Here is a 17,928-nt window from a genome sequence, read left to right on the forward strand (position 1 = left end):
ATTTCATATTATTGACATAATTAGTTATCATGTGTGATTCTGTTTCTTCTAATTAAATAGATAGCGATACATCCTAGTAATAAACTAACGAAACCAATGAACAAGAAATTGTACATAGATGTTGCGGTATTTGGAAGTTGTTCTTCATTATTTTCTGTACTTGATTCATTGTCATTTGTAAGGTTCTCATCTTCGTCAGATTCATTATCATCACTCGACTGATTAGTATTTTGAGCATCATCACTAGGTTTTTCTTCCGTTTGATTGTCATCACCAGGCTGGCCAGTATTTTGATTGTCATCACTAGGCTTGTCGCCATTTTGATTATCATTCCCAGTTTCCTCGCCAGATTGATCATCATTATTATCATCAGGCACCACACCATCTGTTAATGTGATATCATCAACTAGGATTACAGAGGATCCTTCTTCTGATAGAGGAATGAATTCAAAACCAAATTCGCGTACATTATCCAAGTTCTCTATTTTTGTAAGGTCAAGTTGAACTGTCTGCACGCCACCTGCTTGAAGCTCTATTTCTCCACCATCATGCCATGTCCAATCGTCACCAGTTTTGATAAAAAATTTCACTATAGCTGCACCTGTTTGCAATTTGATTTTTGCACTAACAATGTCTTCTTCAGATAAGTCAGAAATACTTGTAGTGTACAAAGTGAGCGGATCTCCTTTTGATAAATCTATTGTTGTTTGTAAGCTTGATCCATTAATGCCATCTGTTGTAATTGTAGGTTCTGTTCCATTGCCAAGAAATAACCAATTTAATTCTCCATCCTCAAAATCAAATAAAATTTGATTTCTTTCTTCATCTGGTACTACAGAGGAATCTGGTACTTCTCCTAAATTTTCATCATATATTGCTCTGAAGTTATCAAAATATAGTGTACCTGTACCTTTTTCTCCACCTGTATAGATTGCAAATTGCTTCACAGCTTGTAACTTTTCTTTATCAATGACAACATTAGGTTTTCCTTCCCATGGTGCTGGTTTAAATTCAGAAAAAGGTATTTTTACAACACCGTCATGTGCATCTTTTAACTCGCGGTATGCTTCAAAACTTACACCACCGATTTGAATTTGAATCGTTAATTCGTTCGGATAAGAGTCATGTTTTAACCAAAATTCTATTCCGTTTGTTTCAGACCAATCAACATTGTTTAATGCCATTTGTCTTCCTGCATATCCTAAGTTTGCAATTGTAAATGTGTAAGATAAACCATATTGTCCTTCGTTCATATTTTCAGTGGAATGGGATAGAATTACTTTATCCCCATTACTTGAATATTGATTATTTAATAAACTGTCATCTCCAAAATAATCTTCAAAGTTATCTACTAATAACGGGTTTGCTGGTGCTTCTGTATAGGTACTCTTTAATACAATATTATCCACATATAAATCGCCGTTCAGTTGTAACTTGCTACCGACAATACTTAAAGCAACCGTTCTTGAATTATCAGATGGTGTGAATGGGATTGTGACATGATATTTTTTGAATGTTTCTCCACCTATAGTCACTTCTTCTAATTCACTTGTTTGCTTTGCTGTTTCGTTCATACCATACTTCGTATCCCAATCATCAGGAAGCATTGCAATTGCTTGAATGGTTCCGTCACCTACAGTTGATGGCAGTAATACATCAAAGGATACTTGATTAATTTGCTGTACATCTTCATTGGTAAGGTTTAGAAGCTCTAATTTTATTTCTTGCCAAGTTTCATCTGTAGGCATATCAGCCACTTTGATGTGTAATTTGCCGTCTCCATCTAAAGATTTGTGTACAAACTCTTGAATAGTTGCTTCTGGATAGGTACCATTTGACTTGATATCAGAGATGGAATCGTCAAATGTATAGGTTCTATAAGCTAATTCACTTGCTTTAATAAATAATTTTACGTCTTCTGTATACGTGTCGCCATTACTATATTCCACTTTGAATGTCAAATTAGTGGAAGAACCATTCATAGATGCAAGTGGTCTAAATGTACCTTCATAATAATTTGTTGCTTCATTTCGCGTTAATTCATATTCTGAATCAGAACCTTCCACTGTATAACTCACTTTAGTTGGTGTATCGTTCAACACACGAAGTCGAATGGTCGTTTCATCTGAAACAATTGTCGTTCCAGATACTGGTGAAGCAATATGTGCAATGGGTTCAGGCTTTGTTGTCGTACTATTTTGATGTGTAGGAATAAAGATATTATTAGAAATATCGTTTCGAAATGCTGTGTAAGCGTCATCTTTGAAGTGTATAAAATCAGGTAATAACTCGTGATCTCCACCCAAGTCTCCATGGATATCCTTGTACGGAACAAACATATTATTTGGCCAACCAAAATTTGCCCATGTTTGCATATAAGCTATTTTTTTTGCTTTTGGATCTGCTTTAATTGCATCTAATACCTTTGTGTACCAATCTAATGTATTACCAGTTTGGTTCATTCCTTGTGCACTGTATCCAAATTCAGTGAGTGCGGCAATTTTCCCACGTTCTTCAGCTAAATCTACTAACATAGCTAGGTCTGTGACTAATCCATTTAACCATGCGGCAGATCCTGCGTTAGCTTTGTTGTCGTAATTATCAATTCCAAAAATATCTACATATGCATCACCAGGATATGTAGCTAAATATCTGTCTAAATCTCCCGCAGGTCCAGCACCTGGAGAAAAGCCATATAAGATATTGTGTACATCTTTTGTATCACGTAAGTATTCTACAGTGTAGCGGAATAATGCTTTATATTGTTCTGGTGTTGTTTGATGTGCACCCCACCAGAACCAGCCTCCCGTTTGTTCATGAAATGGTCTAAAGATAAATGGGATTGATTCACCGCTATCATCTTTTAATTGTGTTGCTAAGCTTGCAATATTATCTAAATAAGCATTTAACTTTTCATTGTTTTCGCCGCCAGGTAATATCGTTGCAACAGTATTTCCAGATGTATCATTATAACGTCCACCAGTTGCGAAATTATCTGGGTGCATACTTAATGTTAATATCCCACCTAATTCATGAACTTTCTTCATAGACGCTGCTAAATTAGTAATACTTTGTTCAACATCGCCTTTCACACCTGGCTTTTCATCACCTGAAATACTTAATGTATCCCAACCAAATAGTGCAGGATAATCGCCCGTGGAGTGAAAAATGTCTGATTGTTCAGATGCTACGCGAGGGGGATTATTTGTTAGTGTTAACCCCTCATCAGTAACGTGTTGTTGCCCAAATAAGATATGTTCCCCGCTTACTGATTGAAGATAACTGAATAATGCTTTTGTGTTTTTTGTTGCGTTGGAGTCTACGATGTGGAGGGAGCTCTCAGCTGCTTGAATATACGGTGTGTTTGAAAATGACAATGCAATCAATAAAGTTACTAATGTAAAAATAAATGCTAAACGATTAGTTGATTTCATAATAACCTCCATTATTATATAAATATAGTGTCGATAAAAGAACTGAGTGAAACACTATCCTCCTTTCGATATATAAATGAAAACCCTTTCTTTATATTATATAGATATTTAACTTATTGTAAATAGATAATTTACTTTATCGCTAAAGTAATATAAAAAATTATATGTAAGGAGCAAAAAAAGTTTGTATATAGAATAAACTAAGTTATAATAATGATAGCGCTTTATATTTTTTTGTAAAGGAGGCATATATATGATAAAGAATCCAATTTTAACTGGATTCCATCCGGATCCATCTATTGTAAGAGTAGCAGATGATTATTACATAGCTGTTTCTAGTTTCGAATGGTTCCCTGGTGTGCCGATTTATCATTCGAAGGATTTGGTGAATTGGGAATTAAAAACATATGCACTGACACGTACATCACAACTCAATATGATTGGAAATCTGAATTCAGGTGGAGTGTGGGCACCATGTTTAACATATGATGATGGGCTTTTTTATTTGATTTTTACAGATGTAAAAAGTAGAAAAGGTGCATTTAAAGATACACATAACTATTTAGTTACTGCAGAAAAGGTTGAAGGACCATGGTCTGAGCCGATTTATTTAAATAGTAGCGGATTTGACCCATCCATGTTTCATGATGATGATGGGAAGAAATATGTAGTGAACATGATTTGGGATCACCGCAAAGGGAAGAATCCATTTGGTGGAATTGTATTACAAGAATATTCCTCTGAAAAAAAGAAATTAGTAGGAGATATTTATCGAATATTTGAAGGGACCAATTTAGGTAAAACAGAAGCACCACATTTGTATAAGAAGAATGGCTATTATTATTTGTTAACAGCAGAAGGTGGTACAGAATATAACCATGCTGCCACAATGGCTAGAGCGCATTTTATAATGGGTCCATATGAAGTAGATCCGACAAATCCTATTTTAACATCTGATTATACGAATCGAAGTATGCTTCAAAAAGCAGGGCATGGTAGTCTAGTAGAAACACCAGATGGTAGTTGGTATATGGCTCATTTATGTGGACGCCCTGTCGTTCAAGATAAATGTATTCTAGGCAGAGAAACGGCCTTACAAAAATGTTATTGGACAGAAGATGGATGGTTAAGAATAGAAGGAGGTCCATATCCGAAAATGGATGTGCCAACACCTCATGTACCTACCCCTGTACAATATCAAAAGCAACAACGGGACGATTTTGACACTGAAGAACTAGCACTCTATTGGAATTCTTTAAGAAGAAGTTTTGAAGAAAAGTGGTATACGTTATCAGAGAGAAAAGGCTTTTTACGGTTATATGGTCAAGAATCAATGAATTCTCTGCATAGACAGAGTATGTTAATGCGTAGATTAGAGCACATGCATGTTAATGTGGAGACAGTGATGGAGTTTCATCCTACTACTTTTCAACAAATGGCGGGTTTGGCTCTCTATTATGATACAGAAGATTATGTATATATACGAATGACATATGATGAGCAGTTAGGATCTTGTATTGGATTAGTTGAGATGAAATATGGGAAGTATGATGAATTGTTAGCAGAAGATATTGCAATTGATTCCCAAAAACCAATCTATCTGCGTGCTGAAATCAGAAGACATATGACTCAGTTTTACTTTAAACAACAAGAAAAAGAGTGGATAAAAATTGGAGAAGAAATTGATATTGGTCATTTGTCTGATGATGATTCAGATTACGTAAGATTTACAGGAACTTTTGTAGGGGTAGCTGTTCAAGATTTAAGTGGGCAGCAAAATTATGCTGATTTTGATTATTTTTTATATGAGAGTGAAACGATTGAATAATAGGAGGTAGTATTGTGAAAAAAGCACTAATATTTCAAGGTGGTTGGCAAGGTCATGAACCAGAGGAAGTTGCATCTATTTTAGCGAGTTTATTAGAAAAAAACGAGTTTGAAGTAAAAATCACGGACACACTTGATACATTACAAGAAGATGATTTAACAACATATGATTTAATTGTACCGAATTGGACACAAGGTACGATTACACAAGAACAGTTACAACCTCTTTTGAAAGCGGTTGAATTAGGGACTGGCCTTGCAGGTTTGCATGGAGGAATGGGGGATTCATTTCGTATGGAAGTAGATTATCAATTTATGGTTGGTGGACAATGGGTAGCACATCCGGGGAATGACGGAGTTACATATCAGGTGAACATTGTCGATTCTACCAATTCGTTAACAGAAGGACTAGAAGATTTTGAGGTTTGTTCTGAGCAATATTATATGCATACAGACCCGGCAATAAATGTTCTAGCTACAACGACATTTCCTGTGGCGGAAGGACCTTATACTTCAAATGGTAAAGTGGAGATGCCTGTAGTTTGGACGAAAAAGTGGGGGAAAGGGAACGTCTATTATTGTTCTTTAGGTCATGTGGCCGAAATTGTCAAGATGAAAGAAGTGTTAACATTAATGGAGCGAGGAATGATTTGGGCTAGTCGCTAAGGAGGTAGTTAAAGTGGAGAAGATGAAGGTTGGAATTGTTGGTTGTGGCAATATTAGTCACATTTACTTAAAAAATAGTAGTAAATTTACGAATTATGAAATCATTGCAGTTGCCGATTTAATGATAGACCGTGCCAAAGAACAAGCAGAGAAGTATGGTATTAAAAAAGCGTATACAACAGAACAACTTTTAAGAGATGAAGATGTGGAACTTATCATTAATTTAACAATTCCTAGTGTGCATGCAGAAATTGCAATAAAAGCAATGGAACAAGGAAAGCATGTATATGGGGAGAAGCCATTAGCTGTAACGAGAGAAGAAGGGAAGCAAATGTTGGATATCGCGAAAGAAAAAGGAGTGTATTTAGGAAATGCCCCTGATACATTTTTAGGTGCGGGTATCCAAACATGTAAGAAGATAATCGATGATGGTGTAATAGGAAGGCCATTATCTGCAACTGCATTTATGATGATTCCAGGGCACGAGGGATGGCATCCTGATCCGGCATTTTATTATCAAAAAGGTGGCGGTCCGATGTTTGATATGGGACCATATTATCTCACCACATTGGTTGCTCTATTAGGTCCTATGGAAAGAGTAACAGGGTCTGTGACAAGTGGTTACGATGAACGAACAATTAAGAGTAAAGCGAAGTACGGTGAGAAAATAAAAGTGGAAACACCGACACAAATAAATGGAGTGATCGATTTTAAAAATGGGGCGATTGCTTCTATTGTTACAAGTTTTGATACGTGGCATCATCAATTGCCACATATTGAACTATATGGATCAGAAGGGAGTATGGTTGTGCCAGATCCAAATACATTTGGCGGACGTGTATTAGTTAGAACGAAGAGTGAGAGCGAATGGCGAGAAATACCGTATGTACATCCTTTTTCGGAGAATAATCGAGGACTAGGTATAGCAGAGATGGTAGATGCGATTCAATCCAAGCGTCCATCAAGAGTAGATGGAGAAATCGCATTTCATGTGCTTGATGCGATGCATGGGTTCCATGATGCAAGCAATGAAGGAAGACATTATACATTGACGAGTACTTGTATCCAGCCAAGTGCATTATCAGTTGCGAGGCTCAAAAATTATACTAGTGAGGAGGAATAACATGTCTGAAAAACAAACAGTAAGTGTGGCATTAATTGGGTATCAATTTATGGGGAAAGCTCATAGTCATGCATATCGAGATTTAAATTTTTATTTTGATAATCCATTAAAAGCGGAACTGAAAGTCATTGTAGGTAGGAATGAAGCGAGTGTAAAAGAAGCGCAAGAGAAGTTCGGATTTGAATCATATGAGACAGATTGGCGTAATGTAATCAATCGAGAGGATATTGATGTAATTGATATCGTGACACCGAATCATACACATGCAGAAATTGCCATTGCAGCTGCTGAAGCAGGAAAGCATATCATTACAGAAAAGCCACTTGCATTAAATGTAGAAGAAGCGAAAAGAATGTTAGAAGCAGTTCGCAAAAATGGTGTGAAGCACATGATATGTCATAATTATCGTTATGTGCCAGCAGTACAGTTTGCTAAGAAGTTAATAGAAGACGGCAAATTAGGTCGAATCTTTCATTATCGCGCTAACTATTTACAAGATTTTATTGTTGATCCGAACTTTCCGTTAGTATGGCGTCTGAAGAAAGAGGTATCTGGATCTGGTGCATTGGGTGATATTGGTGCACATAGTCTTGATTTAGCTCGTTATTTAATTGGAGAATTTGATGAAATTGTTGCAACAATGGAGACATTCATTAAGGAAAGACCGATTGGAGAAATGACAGGTGGATTAAGTGCAAAAGGTGATACAAGTCAAATGGGAGAAGTAACAGTAGACGATGCTGTAACTGTATTGGCTCGTTTTAAAAATGGTGCATTAGGTACATTTGAAGCAACGAGATTTGCAACAGGAAATCGAAATAAAAACAAATTCGAAATAAATGGAGAAAAAGGTTCGATTCGCTGGGATATGGAGCATATGAATTTCCTTGAAGTGTATTTTGCTGACGATGAAATAGGTGAGCAAGGTTTTCGTTTGGTGAACTGTACAGAAGAAGAACATCCATATGTAGGTGCGTACTGGCCGGCGGGACATATCATTGGCTATGAGCACACATTTATTCATTTAATAGATGCGTTTTTTAGAGGGATTGCATCAGATACGCAACCAACACCGAATTTTGAAGATGGTGTAATCAATCAACGAATTTTAGAAGCAATTGAACAGTCTGCTGAAGAAAAAAGATGGGTGAAAATTTAATTTAGAAGTAAAAATGGTGAAATAACTAATGCACACCAAAAAAAGATGCTTTGTTATTTCACCATATAACTTTTTAAAGGTTAGTTGCTTCTTTTTAATGAGAGATATTTTGCCCAGCATGCAAGTCCTGCACCATGGTTGAAATTTCCTTGATATATATTTTTGTTGAACGTATCTAACGACAATGTTAAAAGTTCGATTTGTTCTAGTTCATCTAACTCGGGTGCTTGTATTTGTTGTACATTTGTTGCTAAGAATAAATGAATCCTCTCTGTTGTTGAACCAGGTGATGGAAAGAAAAAACCGAGTGATTTCCATTCATTTGTGTCATATCCTGTCTCTTCAAGTAATTCTCGTTTAGCTGCTTCCAACGGTTCTTCCTCTTCATCTATCATACCTGCTGGGAGTTCCATCTCCCATGACCTCACTGCATGTCGGTATTGTTTCAAAACTAACACTTCTTCATTAGGTGTGAGTGCTAATACGCAGACGCCGTCACTAAAATGAATATAAGAGAAGTTTTTTGTTGTTTGATTTGCTAGAACTACTTCGTCAATGGTTACTTTAAACCGATCGAGTTGTGTTGTGTGAGAACTACCAATTTTCCATGGAATATTTGTCAATGATGGACACTCCTTTTCTTTCTTTTCGGATAAATTAAAATCATTTTACACAACAAACTATATAATAGTAATCCGCTAATAGATGCGGCGATATAGTTAGAAATAGGACTGTAGAACAATATTAAATAACTAATGATAGGAAATAATAAAGCGAATCCAGTCATTTTCCATAATTGTTGATATGCTAATTTACGATTAAGTCCAATAGATAAGAACCATGCAGGGAGTGCCAGAATAGATACACCACTAACAACAAAGAACATGATTAAAAAAGGATATGTGACAATGACTTGCAATAAGTATTGAGAATAACTCACTACTTGTTCAGCGTAATCAAATTGTTGCACATTAATAAATGCATTTGGTAAGAATGCAATAAAAAAAAGCAAAAATAGATATACTAAAGTGTCTCGCATACTTATTCTATTAAGTTGAAAAAGTGCTTGTTTTTTCGGTAATTGTATCGCTAATTTTAAAATGTGTAGAAGTGACAATGTGCTTTCCTCACTTATTTACTTGTTCTGAATCGAACGATAGCTACTATTGTAATACAAAATAGGTTCACCATCATCCTCAGCAATTTCAATCTTATCTACACTAGCAATCAACAATAAGTGATCACCAGCTTCCACTTGATTGACTACAGTACATGCGAGTGTAGCGAGTGGATTGGTAATTGTCGGAATACCATCAAATGTAGTGTAATCAGTATATGTTTTGTCGATTTGCTTTGCGAAAATCATTGATATTTCCTTTTGTTCTTCGCGTAAAATACTAATACCAAAACGTTTTATTTTCTCAGCATTTTGATAGAAAGTACTGCTTTTATCTAATGAAATAGTAATTAATTGTGGTTCTAAAGATACGGACATAAATGCATTTACTGTCATACCTTGGATGCTGTTATCAAACTCTGTTGTAACTATAGTAATACCTGTAGCAAATTTACTCATTGCTTTACGGAATTCTGTACTCACCATGATTCCCTCCTCGAAGATTATTCGATAAAAAGAGCACCGGAAAGACAGGTGCTCCATCTATTTCATACTATTCTATCATAAATAGTGTGAAAGTATTTTATTGTCTGCTCAATTTATTTCTTCATATTCATAAGATACTTCGTCAAGTTTCTCATCATATTCCACAAGTAAATTGTGTCCTTTGAAATACCATTCATCTGTGTTGTCGATGAAAAATGTAATTCCATCTTTTTCTGTTTTAGCTATTGCGTTTTTAGCTGGTTCGTGTAATTGAAATGCAAGTGAAAATCCATCATGAATGGGACTAGATCCTCCGTACTTTGCTTGAAATTTCACTGTATCTCCTTGCTTTAGTTCTACATCTTTTTTAAACCATTGTAATGCTTGATCAGAAACTTTAATTTCCATCCAAAACATCTCCTCATCTAAAAAATACTTCTATGTAACAAGAATACCCTATTTTAATAAATTTACACAAATAGCTTGTTTATTATGTTGAATTTTTCTTGTATTTCGTGATAAGTTTAAAAATAATCCGAACTATTTTCAGTGCGTGAATAGTTCGGATTGTAAGATTTAAGAATTCATTAGAAGTTTTTGAATAGAATATTATTTTCTAAATGGATATGTTCATATGTGTTACTTTCTAACTCTTGTAACCTGGCGTATGTGATGCGGTAAGAATTACATGCACCTTCAGGTAATTCATAGCTATTTGTAATTTCATTCATCTCTTTTAGAATATTACCAACATGGTCATGGTCTTCTTCCATTGTTTCATTTAACTTAATAATTTTCGCTTTGATTTCTGGATTTTGCGTTTCTTCATATTCTTTTACTAATGGAAATAAGTCTCTTTCTTCTTCGATTAAATGTGCTTCCATTTCTAATTTGAATGTATGGAAAAGTCTGTGTAGCTGTTCTAAGTGTGGGTGATGTCCACCATGCACACGGTAGATTTTTGTAACAAATTGACTTAAAGGTAATAATTCTTCGTGTAAATAGTTATGATGATTCCTCATAATATGATCGATGATATCAGAATTACTTACTTCATCCCAATTTGTGTGGGTATTACCTGCATCAATCCATTGTTTATAGGATGAATTGATTGTTTCAAGTAGCGCATCTGAATCAATTGCTTTCTTCTTTTTTGCAATTATTGTTTGTAGTGGCTCATCTCCTCCACAACAAAAATCTATTTTGGCTTGTTTGAAATAATCACTTGCTTTAGGGAATAACTTTACTATATCAGCTGGAGTATCATGTAATTCGAATGTTCTCATATTGTTTTCCTCCTTTATGGAATCTATCCTTACTATAACGAAAAGTTTAGAATGAAATTGTGACTGATATCACATTTTCTATAAAATTAATTGTCGATACATAAAAAATTGTAGAAATTGCTCGAATTTTCTTTCGTACGGAGGTAAATTAGAGTAAAATAAAGAGACTAACAGCATGAAAGAATACGTAATTCAAAGGGGTAAAAAATATGCGGACTGTATTAATTGCTGATGACTCAGCTTTTATGCGTAAATGGATTAAACGATTGGTAGAGAAGTCTGATTATACAGTCATTGGTGAAGCAATAAATGGTCTTGACGCAGTAAAGCAATATCAAAGACTGCGTCCGAATATTGTAATTTTAGATATTGTGATGCCTAAATCGAATGGTTTAGATGCACTAGCGAAAATTATGGAACTAAACCCAAATGCAAATGTCATTATTTCTTCCTCTTTAGCGACTAGAGATAATGTGACAAGAGCAATTCAACTAGGTGCAAAAGATTTTATTATCAAACCACATTTTCAAGGATTAGTGAATATTTTAAATAAGATAGATGATGAATGATAAGCGATGTATATATGAATATAGTAGAGCTAGGGTATTATTAATGCAAAACGCGAATGATACTACATGTATTGATTTAAAATAAAATGATGATACGACACCACTATAACTAGTTATTGTGTGAAATGATTCGTGTGCATATATTCCACTCCCTTTCCATGGGCTTTTTTCTGAAGATCCACTTTCCTAAGCGCAAATCGCTTGGAAAAGTGGTTTTTCAGGAAAAAGGAACCAATAGAGTAGGAAGTGGATTTTTGTAGTTGAAGAAATCTATTGTCCTAATTTCTTCTTTCTATTTTCTTTACAAATAATAAATTTTGAATAATATATCTTGATTGTGATTACCAAACTCTCTTCCGAAAATAGTCACACCACCAATATTGGATGCATCTTCTTTTACTTCCATTTTCAAATTCCAAACATCTGATTCTGTATTTATGTCATGAATCGTCATCTTAGAGAGTAACTCATCATCCATGTATGTACCATGTGATGTAATTCTAAGTGTTTTTAATAATCCATACTGATTAATAATTGGCGGCCACCAATCTGGTGTGAATTTTCCTCGTTTATCCGCATAATCACCAGGACTAACCCATGTTCCTAGTTCTAAGCCATTTAAACTAAATGTGATATCAGACGGCCAATTATCATTAGATAGTGGAGCTTCTGATGCTAATTCTAAACTGATTTCAATTTGTTGAAGTTCATCTTCTTCCCGAAGGAAATTAGGTGATTTGTATTCAATAAATCCTTGAGTGAACCATAGAATCCTCGCATCCACACGTTTTGGATCCATAAAAAATCTTGGATCATCCAATGTACCTACAATATCTTCTGTTGTTGCTATTCCACATGTAGGTACGACATGGTAATTGGTAAAATGTCCAACTGGTACGGATGTTTCGTATGTTGCATAAGATTGGGATATCTTAGCTGGAAAGTTAATCTCTATACAATCTACTTTGAGAATCGAAATTCTTTGTAAGCCTGACTTACCAGGAATTTTCTCAGTTCTGATAATACCAGCAACTTCTAATTTCTTCACATGTTTTGTTACTATAGGACTGCTAATTCCTAATGCTTCAGATAATTCTTTAATATTCAGTTTGTTTTTTGATAATAATTGAATAATATGTAGCCTCACCTCGCTTGCTAATGCTTCATATACAGGTAATGATTCCTTATTTATTTCTAGTTGCATACGCTTCACTTCACTTCTTTCTATTGTTTATAAAATAATCTAATATTTTTTTAAAAAATTTACACAAAAATAATCTGAGTAATTAACTTTTATGTATGTAATAAAAATCCAAATGGAGACTAGAAACACGCTGTTTATTGGATTTGAATTATACAGAAAACTCTTTAAATCATTCTATATTCATGAGATTAACGAATAAGTTAATTAAAGTCAATAGAGAGAAATAAGATTTATAAAAAAGTTATTGACTAGAATTCAACTTGTATGTATATTTAAGTTAAGGTGAAAGGAAATAGTAACATATTTATCCTTTTATAAAAGAATATTACAGAGGTGGTTGCAATGAATCCTACTTATGTACTACGATTCATTCTATTTTCCTTAACGATTTGGATTGTGTTTATTGGTAACATGACAGTACAAGTTGAGGGGGCGGAGCAACAAACTGCTGATGACATTGTTGGAGACGTGAATTTATTAGATGAGAAATATAGCTCGTACATCGCGTCAGATGATTTTAAAGTATATAATGGAGAGCCTATTATATACAACAATGTAAGCGGTTTATTATCAGATAACAGTTTGGTTGAAAACGGTCCTCAAGGAGATGTGTTGAAAATTGAACCTTTAAGTGGTGTAGAACTTGTTGTGGATGCGCCAGAGACAGCTTACTACCAAATTGGTTTTGAGTACCTTATTGAAGGAAATCAAGTTTTGCCATCTCAATTGGAATTAGAAGTGAATGGAGAGATTCCGTTCTATGAATTAAGAAACGTAGTATTTGAAAGTAAATGGAAAAATCCAGAAGAGCTAAGTAAAGATAAGTACGGTAATGAAATTATTCCTCAACCGATAAAGGTGGATGAATGGCAAACAAAATTTGTGATTGATTCGAGTTACAGAGATAGTGATCCATTCCTTATTCAACTTAAACAAGGTGAAAACAAATTGAACTTACGTTTAACTGAAGGAAATTTGTCAATTAAACAAGTTGTTTTGCGAGGAACAAATGAATTAGCAAACGTAGAAATGGAAGATGTCTCAGGGGACAATTATATTGAGATAGAGGCTGAGCAGCATACATATAAAAACGATTCTGCAATTCGTGCTGCTGGTGCGTACAATAGTGATTTAACGCCATACAATATTGATAATATCGTACTTAATCATATTGATGCAGGGTCATTCAAAACAGCAGGACAGAAGGTTACATTTGAGTTTGATGTGGAAGAAAGTGGGTACTATTATCTAGGGTCTCATTATGATCAAAGTTCAAAGCCGGATTTTCCTGTCTTTGTAAACGTGTTAGTTGATGGTAAAATTCCTTATCAAGAATTAAAGGATTATCCTATCCAATATACAACCAGTTACCAAACGATGGTATTTAGTCATAATCAAAAACAATTACCAATTTATTTAGAAGAAGGAACACATACTTTAAGTTTACAAATAAGTATGTCTCCAATTAAGTCAACAATTGAAGAAGTTGAACAAATTAGTGCAGAAATTCAGGCATTATCACTAGAATTGACGAATTTAGTCGGTCCAAGTGTAGATAAAAATCGTGATATAGATATTGAGCAATATATTCCAGGCATTGAAGATTTACTTATTCGATGGGCAGAACAAATGAATACGCTTTATAAAGAAGTAAAAGAGTTTAATCCTAGTGTAAAGGAGATAGGCGCATTTTCTTCATTAGTTATTGCAGAAAAACAACTGAGAAGTATTGCTGAGGATGTGGATGAACTCGTTGTTCGTAAAAACGAATTATCCACTGGAACAAATTCAATCACAGCACATCTAGGTAATTTATTACAAGAGATGAACAATAATGGAATCGCTATTGATAAATTATATTTCTTTCAAGATAAAAATGATATTGATGTCGGAGTTGGGTTTGTAGAAAAACAATGGAATAGTGTCAAACGATTATTTCAATCTTTTGGTGATCAAGACTACTCTGTGAATAATATTAACCCAGATCACCTTCAAGTATGGGTGAACCGTCCGAGACAGTATGTAGAAATCATGCAACAGTTAATTGATGAACAATTTACACCTATGACTGGTATGAAAGTAGATTTATCTTTAATGCCAGACCAGAACAAATTGATTTTAGCGAATGCGGCAGGGGAAGCTCCAGACGTTGCGCTTGGTGTGAACTATGCACTTCCTTTTGAAGTAGCCATTCGTGGTGCATTACTAGATTTAAGTGAACAAGAAGGTTTTGAAGAAGTCAGTGAACTTTTCCCTAAAGGAATGCATATTCCAGCAACTGTACAAGGTGGAGTGTATGCGCTACCAGATACGATGAATTTTTGGGTGATGTTCTATCGTAAGGATATTTTAGATCGATTGGGGTTACCAGTACCAGAAACCGTTGCACAAATAAGAACATATTTACCTGAATTACAACGAAAAGGGATGAACTTCTTTTATCCGACAGCAGGGATGCCAGGTATGAAGATATTCGCTGGTACCATGCCAATTATTTATCAAAATGGTGGAAGATTTTATGGTGAAACAATTGATCGAACACTATTAAATGAAAATGAAACCATTGATGGTGTTAGAGATTTAACAGAATTATTCACAATTTACAATGCACCATATGATGTACCTAGTTTTTATCAGCAATTCCGTGATGGATCTATTCCTATTGGGATATCGGATTATTATATGTACAACCTTATTTTAAATGCAGCACCTGAAATTGCGAATCAATGGGAAATAGCACTAGTACCAGGTGTAGAGAATGAAGATGGTGAGATTGAACGTTGGTCTACTGGTGGTGCAGAAAGCAATATCATCTTTAAAGATACAGATAAAAAAGACGCAGCATGGGAATTCTTAAAATGGTGGGCGAGTACAGATGTTCAAGTTGCATTTGGTAATTCATTGCAAACAACGTATGGGGAAGAATATATGTGGAATACAGCAAATGTAGAAGCATATAACGGTCTACCATGGTCTACAAGTCATAAAGAAGTGGTATTACAACAAGCTGAGTGGATTACAGAAGTTCCGAGGGTACCAGGAAGTTATATGTTAGAGCGTGAATTAAGTAATGCGTACAATTCTATTGTTTTAGATGGGGAGAATTTACGAACAGCAATTGACTTGGCAAGCAAACGTGTAAATAGAGAAACAATTCGAAAATTAGAAGAGTTTGGATTTATGAAAAATGGGGAGTTAATCGAACCATATTACAATCCAGAAGTAAATACTGAGTAAACGGAGGGCAAATAATGAAAACAGACAATAAGCGTTCGTATCTCTTTTTGCTCCCATATCTTTTAATGTTTACATTATTTATCGTAGTTCCAGTTGTTATTGCTATATTCTTGTCTTTCACAAATTTTAATACAATTGAGAAACCTGACTTTGTAGGGTTTCTCAATTATATCAATCTACTAACACAAGATGAGATTTTTATGCAATACGTGTTGCCAAATACAGTACTATTCGCATTAATTGTTGGCCCTGGTGGATATATTTTATCCTTCCTACTTGCGTGGTGTTTAGCGCAATTGACGCCAGTTCCACGAATGATATTAGCTTTGATTTTCTATTCACCATCCATGACACAAGGTGTGGCAATGGCGGTTGTTTGGAAAGTTATTTTTAGTGGAAACCAGGCAGGTTATGTGAACAGCATTTTAATGCAATGGGGTTTTATTACAGAACCAATTATTTGGCTACAAGATACTAGATACATACTGTTAATTATGATTATCGTTGCATTATGGAGCAGTATGGGAGTTGGTTTTTTAGCAATGCTTGCAGGTGTATTGAACGTGGATGAGACATTGTATGAAGCAGGTGCAATTGATGGGATTAAGAACCGTTTCCAAGAACTCATTTATATTACGATCCCTTCGATGAAACCGCAAATGTTATTTGGAGCAGTAATGGCAATTGTGGGTACATTCTCCACAGGAGCCATTGGGGTGCAGTTGACTGGGGCAAATCCAACGCCTTCCTATGCAGGTCAACTGATTGTCAATCATATTGAAGATTATGGTTTTATACGATTTGAAATGGGTTATGCAGCAGCGTTATCTGTTGTACTACTCTTAATCATTTATTTATTCTCATACATTTCTAAAAAACTTTTTAGTGAATCAACATAAATAAGTACATGAAACTGTCTGACATAGAGAAGAAAGGAAGGTTGATATGGCTTTTAAAAGTAGTGGGATAAACCCAAAGAAATTTCAGAAAAGTCAGCTGAAATTCTATATCTTTTTAATTCCTTTTGCGATTTTTATGCTTTTACCAATTTTGTTTATTATCAATCATGCATTTAAACCATTGGATGAGCTATACGCTTTCCCGCCGAGGTTCTTTGTTATTAGACCAACATTTGAGAACTTTGAAAACTTATTCGAACTAGCAAATACATCTGGGATACCACTAAGTAGATATTTATTTAATAGTTTACTAGTCACAGGAGCGGTTGTATTTCTATCTGTTTTCATTTCTTCCTTAGCGGGATATGTATTATCAAAAAAGAAATTTACTGGTAAAAAGGCGATTTTTGAAATCAATACTGCAGCATTAATGTTCGTTCCAATCGCAGTAATGATTCCAAGATATTTAACAATTTCTTATTTAGGCATTGAAGATACGTATTTTGCACATATTTTTCCATTAATTGCGATGCCTGTAGGATTATTCTTAATTAAGCAATTTATTGATCAGATACCAGATTCATTAATTGAAGCTGCAGTTATTGATGGGGCAGGGAGTTTTAAGATTTACTATAAGATTATTCTTCCATTAATAAAACCAGCAATTGCTACTGCTGCAATACTAGCATTTCAATTAGTTTGGAACGATTTAGAAACATCGAATTTATTTACAACGAGCGAGAATATGCGAACATTGGCATTCTTTATGAACACATTAGCGGTGGAGACAAATGTAGTAGTTGGACAAGGAATGGCTGCTGTTGCTGCATTAATAATGTTTGTGCCGAACTTAATTCTTTTCATTATCTTACAAAGTAAAGTAATGAATACGATGTCACATTCGGGATTAAAGTAGGTGTA

15 protein-coding genes are annotated in these 17,928 nt (G+C 34.7%); 8 read left to right on the plus strand and 7 right to left on the minus strand.

Annotated features, from left to right (window positions below; all coding sequences use genetic code 11):
• Window positions 1–20: 20 nt before the first annotated feature.
• Window positions 21–3,434, minus strand: a complete 3,414-nt coding sequence (locus ACFOZ1_RS02755) for a glycosyl hydrolase (RefSeq protein ID WP_390195593.1) — start codon at window positions 3,432–3,434, stop codon at window positions 21–23.
• Window positions 3,435–3,687: 253 nt separating this feature from the next.
• On the opposite strand from ACFOZ1_RS02755, the gene ACFOZ1_RS02760 reads away from it, so the two are divergent.
• From ACFOZ1_RS02760 to ACFOZ1_RS02775, 4 genes are read left to right on the plus strand one after another with little or no spacing between them, the layout of a single operon-like run.
• Window positions 3,688–5,262 carry a glycoside hydrolase family 43 protein gene (locus ACFOZ1_RS02760; RefSeq protein WP_390195595.1) on the plus strand — a complete coding sequence of 525 codons (1,575 nt, stop codon included), beginning with the start codon at window positions 3,688–3,690 and terminating at the stop codon, window positions 5,260–5,262.
• A gap of 14 nt (window positions 5,263–5,276) precedes the next feature.
• Complete coding sequence (locus ACFOZ1_RS02765) at window positions 5,277–5,927, plus strand: ThuA domain-containing protein (RefSeq protein ID WP_390195598.1); 651 nt, start codon at window positions 5,277–5,279, stop codon at window positions 5,925–5,927.
• A gap of 22 nt (window positions 5,928–5,949) precedes the next feature.
• On the plus strand, window positions 5,950–7,050 hold the full coding sequence (locus ACFOZ1_RS02770; protein WP_390198029.1) for a Gfo/Idh/MocA family protein: 1,101 nt from the start codon (window positions 5,950–5,952) through the stop codon (window positions 7,048–7,050).
• Window position 7,051: 1 nt separating this feature from the next.
• Window positions 7,052–8,209, plus strand: coding sequence for a Gfo/Idh/MocA family protein (locus ACFOZ1_RS02775; protein WP_390195600.1), 1,158 nt, complete (start codon window positions 7,052–7,054; stop codon window positions 8,207–8,209).
• Window positions 8,210–8,289: 80 nt separating this feature from the next.
• Here ACFOZ1_RS02775 and ACFOZ1_RS02780 read toward each other — a convergent pair whose 3' ends face one another.
• From ACFOZ1_RS02780 to ric, 5 genes are all read right to left on the minus strand, one after another.
• The gene (locus tag ACFOZ1_RS02780; protein WP_390195603.1) at window positions 8,290–8,832 is read right to left on the minus strand and encodes an NUDIX hydrolase; all 543 of its coding nucleotides are present in this window, start codon (window positions 8,830–8,832) and stop codon (window positions 8,290–8,292) included.
• The gene (locus ACFOZ1_RS02785) at window positions 8,829–9,326 is read right to left on the minus strand and encodes a hypothetical protein (RefSeq protein ID WP_390195605.1); all 498 of its coding nucleotides are present in this window, start codon (window positions 9,324–9,326) and stop codon (window positions 8,829–8,831) included. Before ACFOZ1_RS02785 ends, ACFOZ1_RS02780 begins: the two co-directional genes overlap by 4 nt.
• An 18-nt stretch (window positions 9,327–9,344) precedes the next feature.
• Window positions 9,345–9,812: a flavin reductase family protein gene (locus tag ACFOZ1_RS02790; protein ID WP_390195606.1), complete on the minus strand. Its 468-nt coding sequence runs from the start codon at window positions 9,810–9,812 to the stop codon at window positions 9,345–9,347.
• Window positions 9,813–9,920: 108 nt separating this feature from the next.
• Window positions 9,921–10,220 carry a HesB/YadR/YfhF family protein gene (locus ACFOZ1_RS02795; protein ID WP_390195608.1) on the minus strand — a complete coding sequence of 100 codons (300 nt, stop codon included), beginning with the start codon at window positions 10,218–10,220 and terminating at the stop codon, window positions 9,921–9,923.
• A gap of 179 nt (window positions 10,221–10,399) precedes the next feature.
• The gene (gene ric / locus ACFOZ1_RS02800; protein ID WP_390195611.1) at window positions 10,400–11,098 is read right to left on the minus strand and encodes an iron-sulfur cluster repair di-iron protein; all 699 of its coding nucleotides are present in this window, start codon (window positions 11,096–11,098) and stop codon (window positions 10,400–10,402) included.
• Between the two features lie 209 nt (window positions 11,099–11,307).
• Between ric and ACFOZ1_RS02805 the strand changes: the two genes are divergently transcribed.
• Entirely contained in the window at window positions 11,308–11,667 is a 360-nt protein-coding gene (locus ACFOZ1_RS02805; RefSeq protein WP_390195613.1) for a response regulator, read from the plus strand.
• 301 nt (window positions 11,668–11,968) lie between these two features.
• Here ACFOZ1_RS02805 and ACFOZ1_RS02810 read toward each other — a convergent pair whose 3' ends face one another.
• A complete protein-coding gene (locus tag ACFOZ1_RS02810; RefSeq protein ID WP_390195616.1) occupies window positions 11,969–12,871 on the minus strand; it encodes an ArsR/SmtB family transcription factor in 903 nt (300 codons plus the stop codon).
• 342 nt (window positions 12,872–13,213) lie between these two features.
• On the opposite strand from ACFOZ1_RS02810, the gene ACFOZ1_RS02815 reads away from it, so the two are divergent.
• From ACFOZ1_RS02815 to ACFOZ1_RS02825, 3 genes are read left to right on the plus strand one after another with little or no spacing between them, the layout of a single operon-like run.
• Window positions 13,214–16,108, plus strand: coding sequence for an extracellular solute-binding protein (locus ACFOZ1_RS02815; protein ID WP_390195618.1), 2,895 nt, complete (start codon window positions 13,214–13,216; stop codon window positions 16,106–16,108).
• 14 nt (window positions 16,109–16,122) lie between these two features.
• Window positions 16,123–17,007, plus strand: a complete 885-nt coding sequence (locus ACFOZ1_RS02820) for a carbohydrate ABC transporter permease (RefSeq protein ID WP_390195620.1) — start codon at window positions 16,123–16,125, stop codon at window positions 17,005–17,007.
• Window positions 17,008–17,053: 46 nt separating this feature from the next.
• The gene (locus ACFOZ1_RS02825; protein ID WP_390195622.1) at window positions 17,054–17,923 is read left to right on the plus strand and encodes a carbohydrate ABC transporter permease; all 870 of its coding nucleotides are present in this window, start codon (window positions 17,054–17,056) and stop codon (window positions 17,921–17,923) included.
• Window positions 17,924–17,928: the final 5 nt, after the last annotated feature.

The sequence above is a fragment of the Gracilibacillus marinus genome (assembly GCF_042651725.1).
Lineage (GTDB): Bacteria > Bacillota > Bacilli > Bacillales > Amphibacillaceae > Gracilibacillus > Gracilibacillus marinus.

What these genes read in the sequence shown, in the direction of transcription:
- ACFOZ1_RS02770 (WP_390198029.1), top strand. Translation starts at nt 5,950, where the DNA reads ATGAAGGTTGGAATTGTTGGTTGTGGCAATATTAGTCACATTTACTTA.
- ACFOZ1_RS02805 (WP_390195613.1), top strand. Translation starts at nt 11,308, where the DNA reads ATGCGGACTGTATTAATTGCTGATGACTCAGCTTTTATGCGTAAATGG.
- ric (WP_390195611.1), bottom strand. Translation starts at nt 11,098, where the DNA reads ATGAGAACATTCGAATTACATGATACTCCAGCTGATATAGTAAAGTTA.
- ACFOZ1_RS02775 (WP_390195600.1), top strand. Translation starts at nt 7,052, where the DNA reads ATGTCTGAAAAACAAACAGTAAGTGTGGCATTAATTGGGTATCAATTT.
- ACFOZ1_RS02815 (WP_390195618.1), top strand. Translation starts at nt 13,214, where the DNA reads ATGAATCCTACTTATGTACTACGATTCATTCTATTTTCCTTAACGATT.
- ACFOZ1_RS02755 (WP_390195593.1), bottom strand. Translation starts at nt 3,434, where the DNA reads ATGAAATCAACTAATCGTTTAGCATTTATTTTTACATTAGTAACTTTA.
- ACFOZ1_RS02760 (WP_390195595.1), top strand. Translation starts at nt 3,688, where the DNA reads ATGATAAAGAATCCAATTTTAACTGGATTCCATCCGGATCCATCTATT.
- ACFOZ1_RS02795 (WP_390195608.1), bottom strand. Translation starts at nt 10,220, where the DNA reads ATGGAAATTAAAGTTTCTGATCAAGCATTACAATGGTTTAAAAAAGAT.
- ACFOZ1_RS02820 (WP_390195620.1), top strand. Translation starts at nt 16,123, where the DNA reads ATGAAAACAGACAATAAGCGTTCGTATCTCTTTTTGCTCCCATATCTT.
- ACFOZ1_RS02790 (WP_390195606.1), bottom strand. Translation starts at nt 9,812, where the DNA reads ATGGTGAGTACAGAATTCCGTAAAGCAATGAGTAAATTTGCTACAGGT.
- ACFOZ1_RS02825 (WP_390195622.1), top strand. Translation starts at nt 17,054, where the DNA reads ATGGCTTTTAAAAGTAGTGGGATAAACCCAAAGAAATTTCAGAAAAGT.
- ACFOZ1_RS02810 (WP_390195616.1), bottom strand. Translation starts at nt 12,871, where the DNA reads ATGCAACTAGAAATAAATAAGGAATCATTACCTGTATATGAAGCATTA.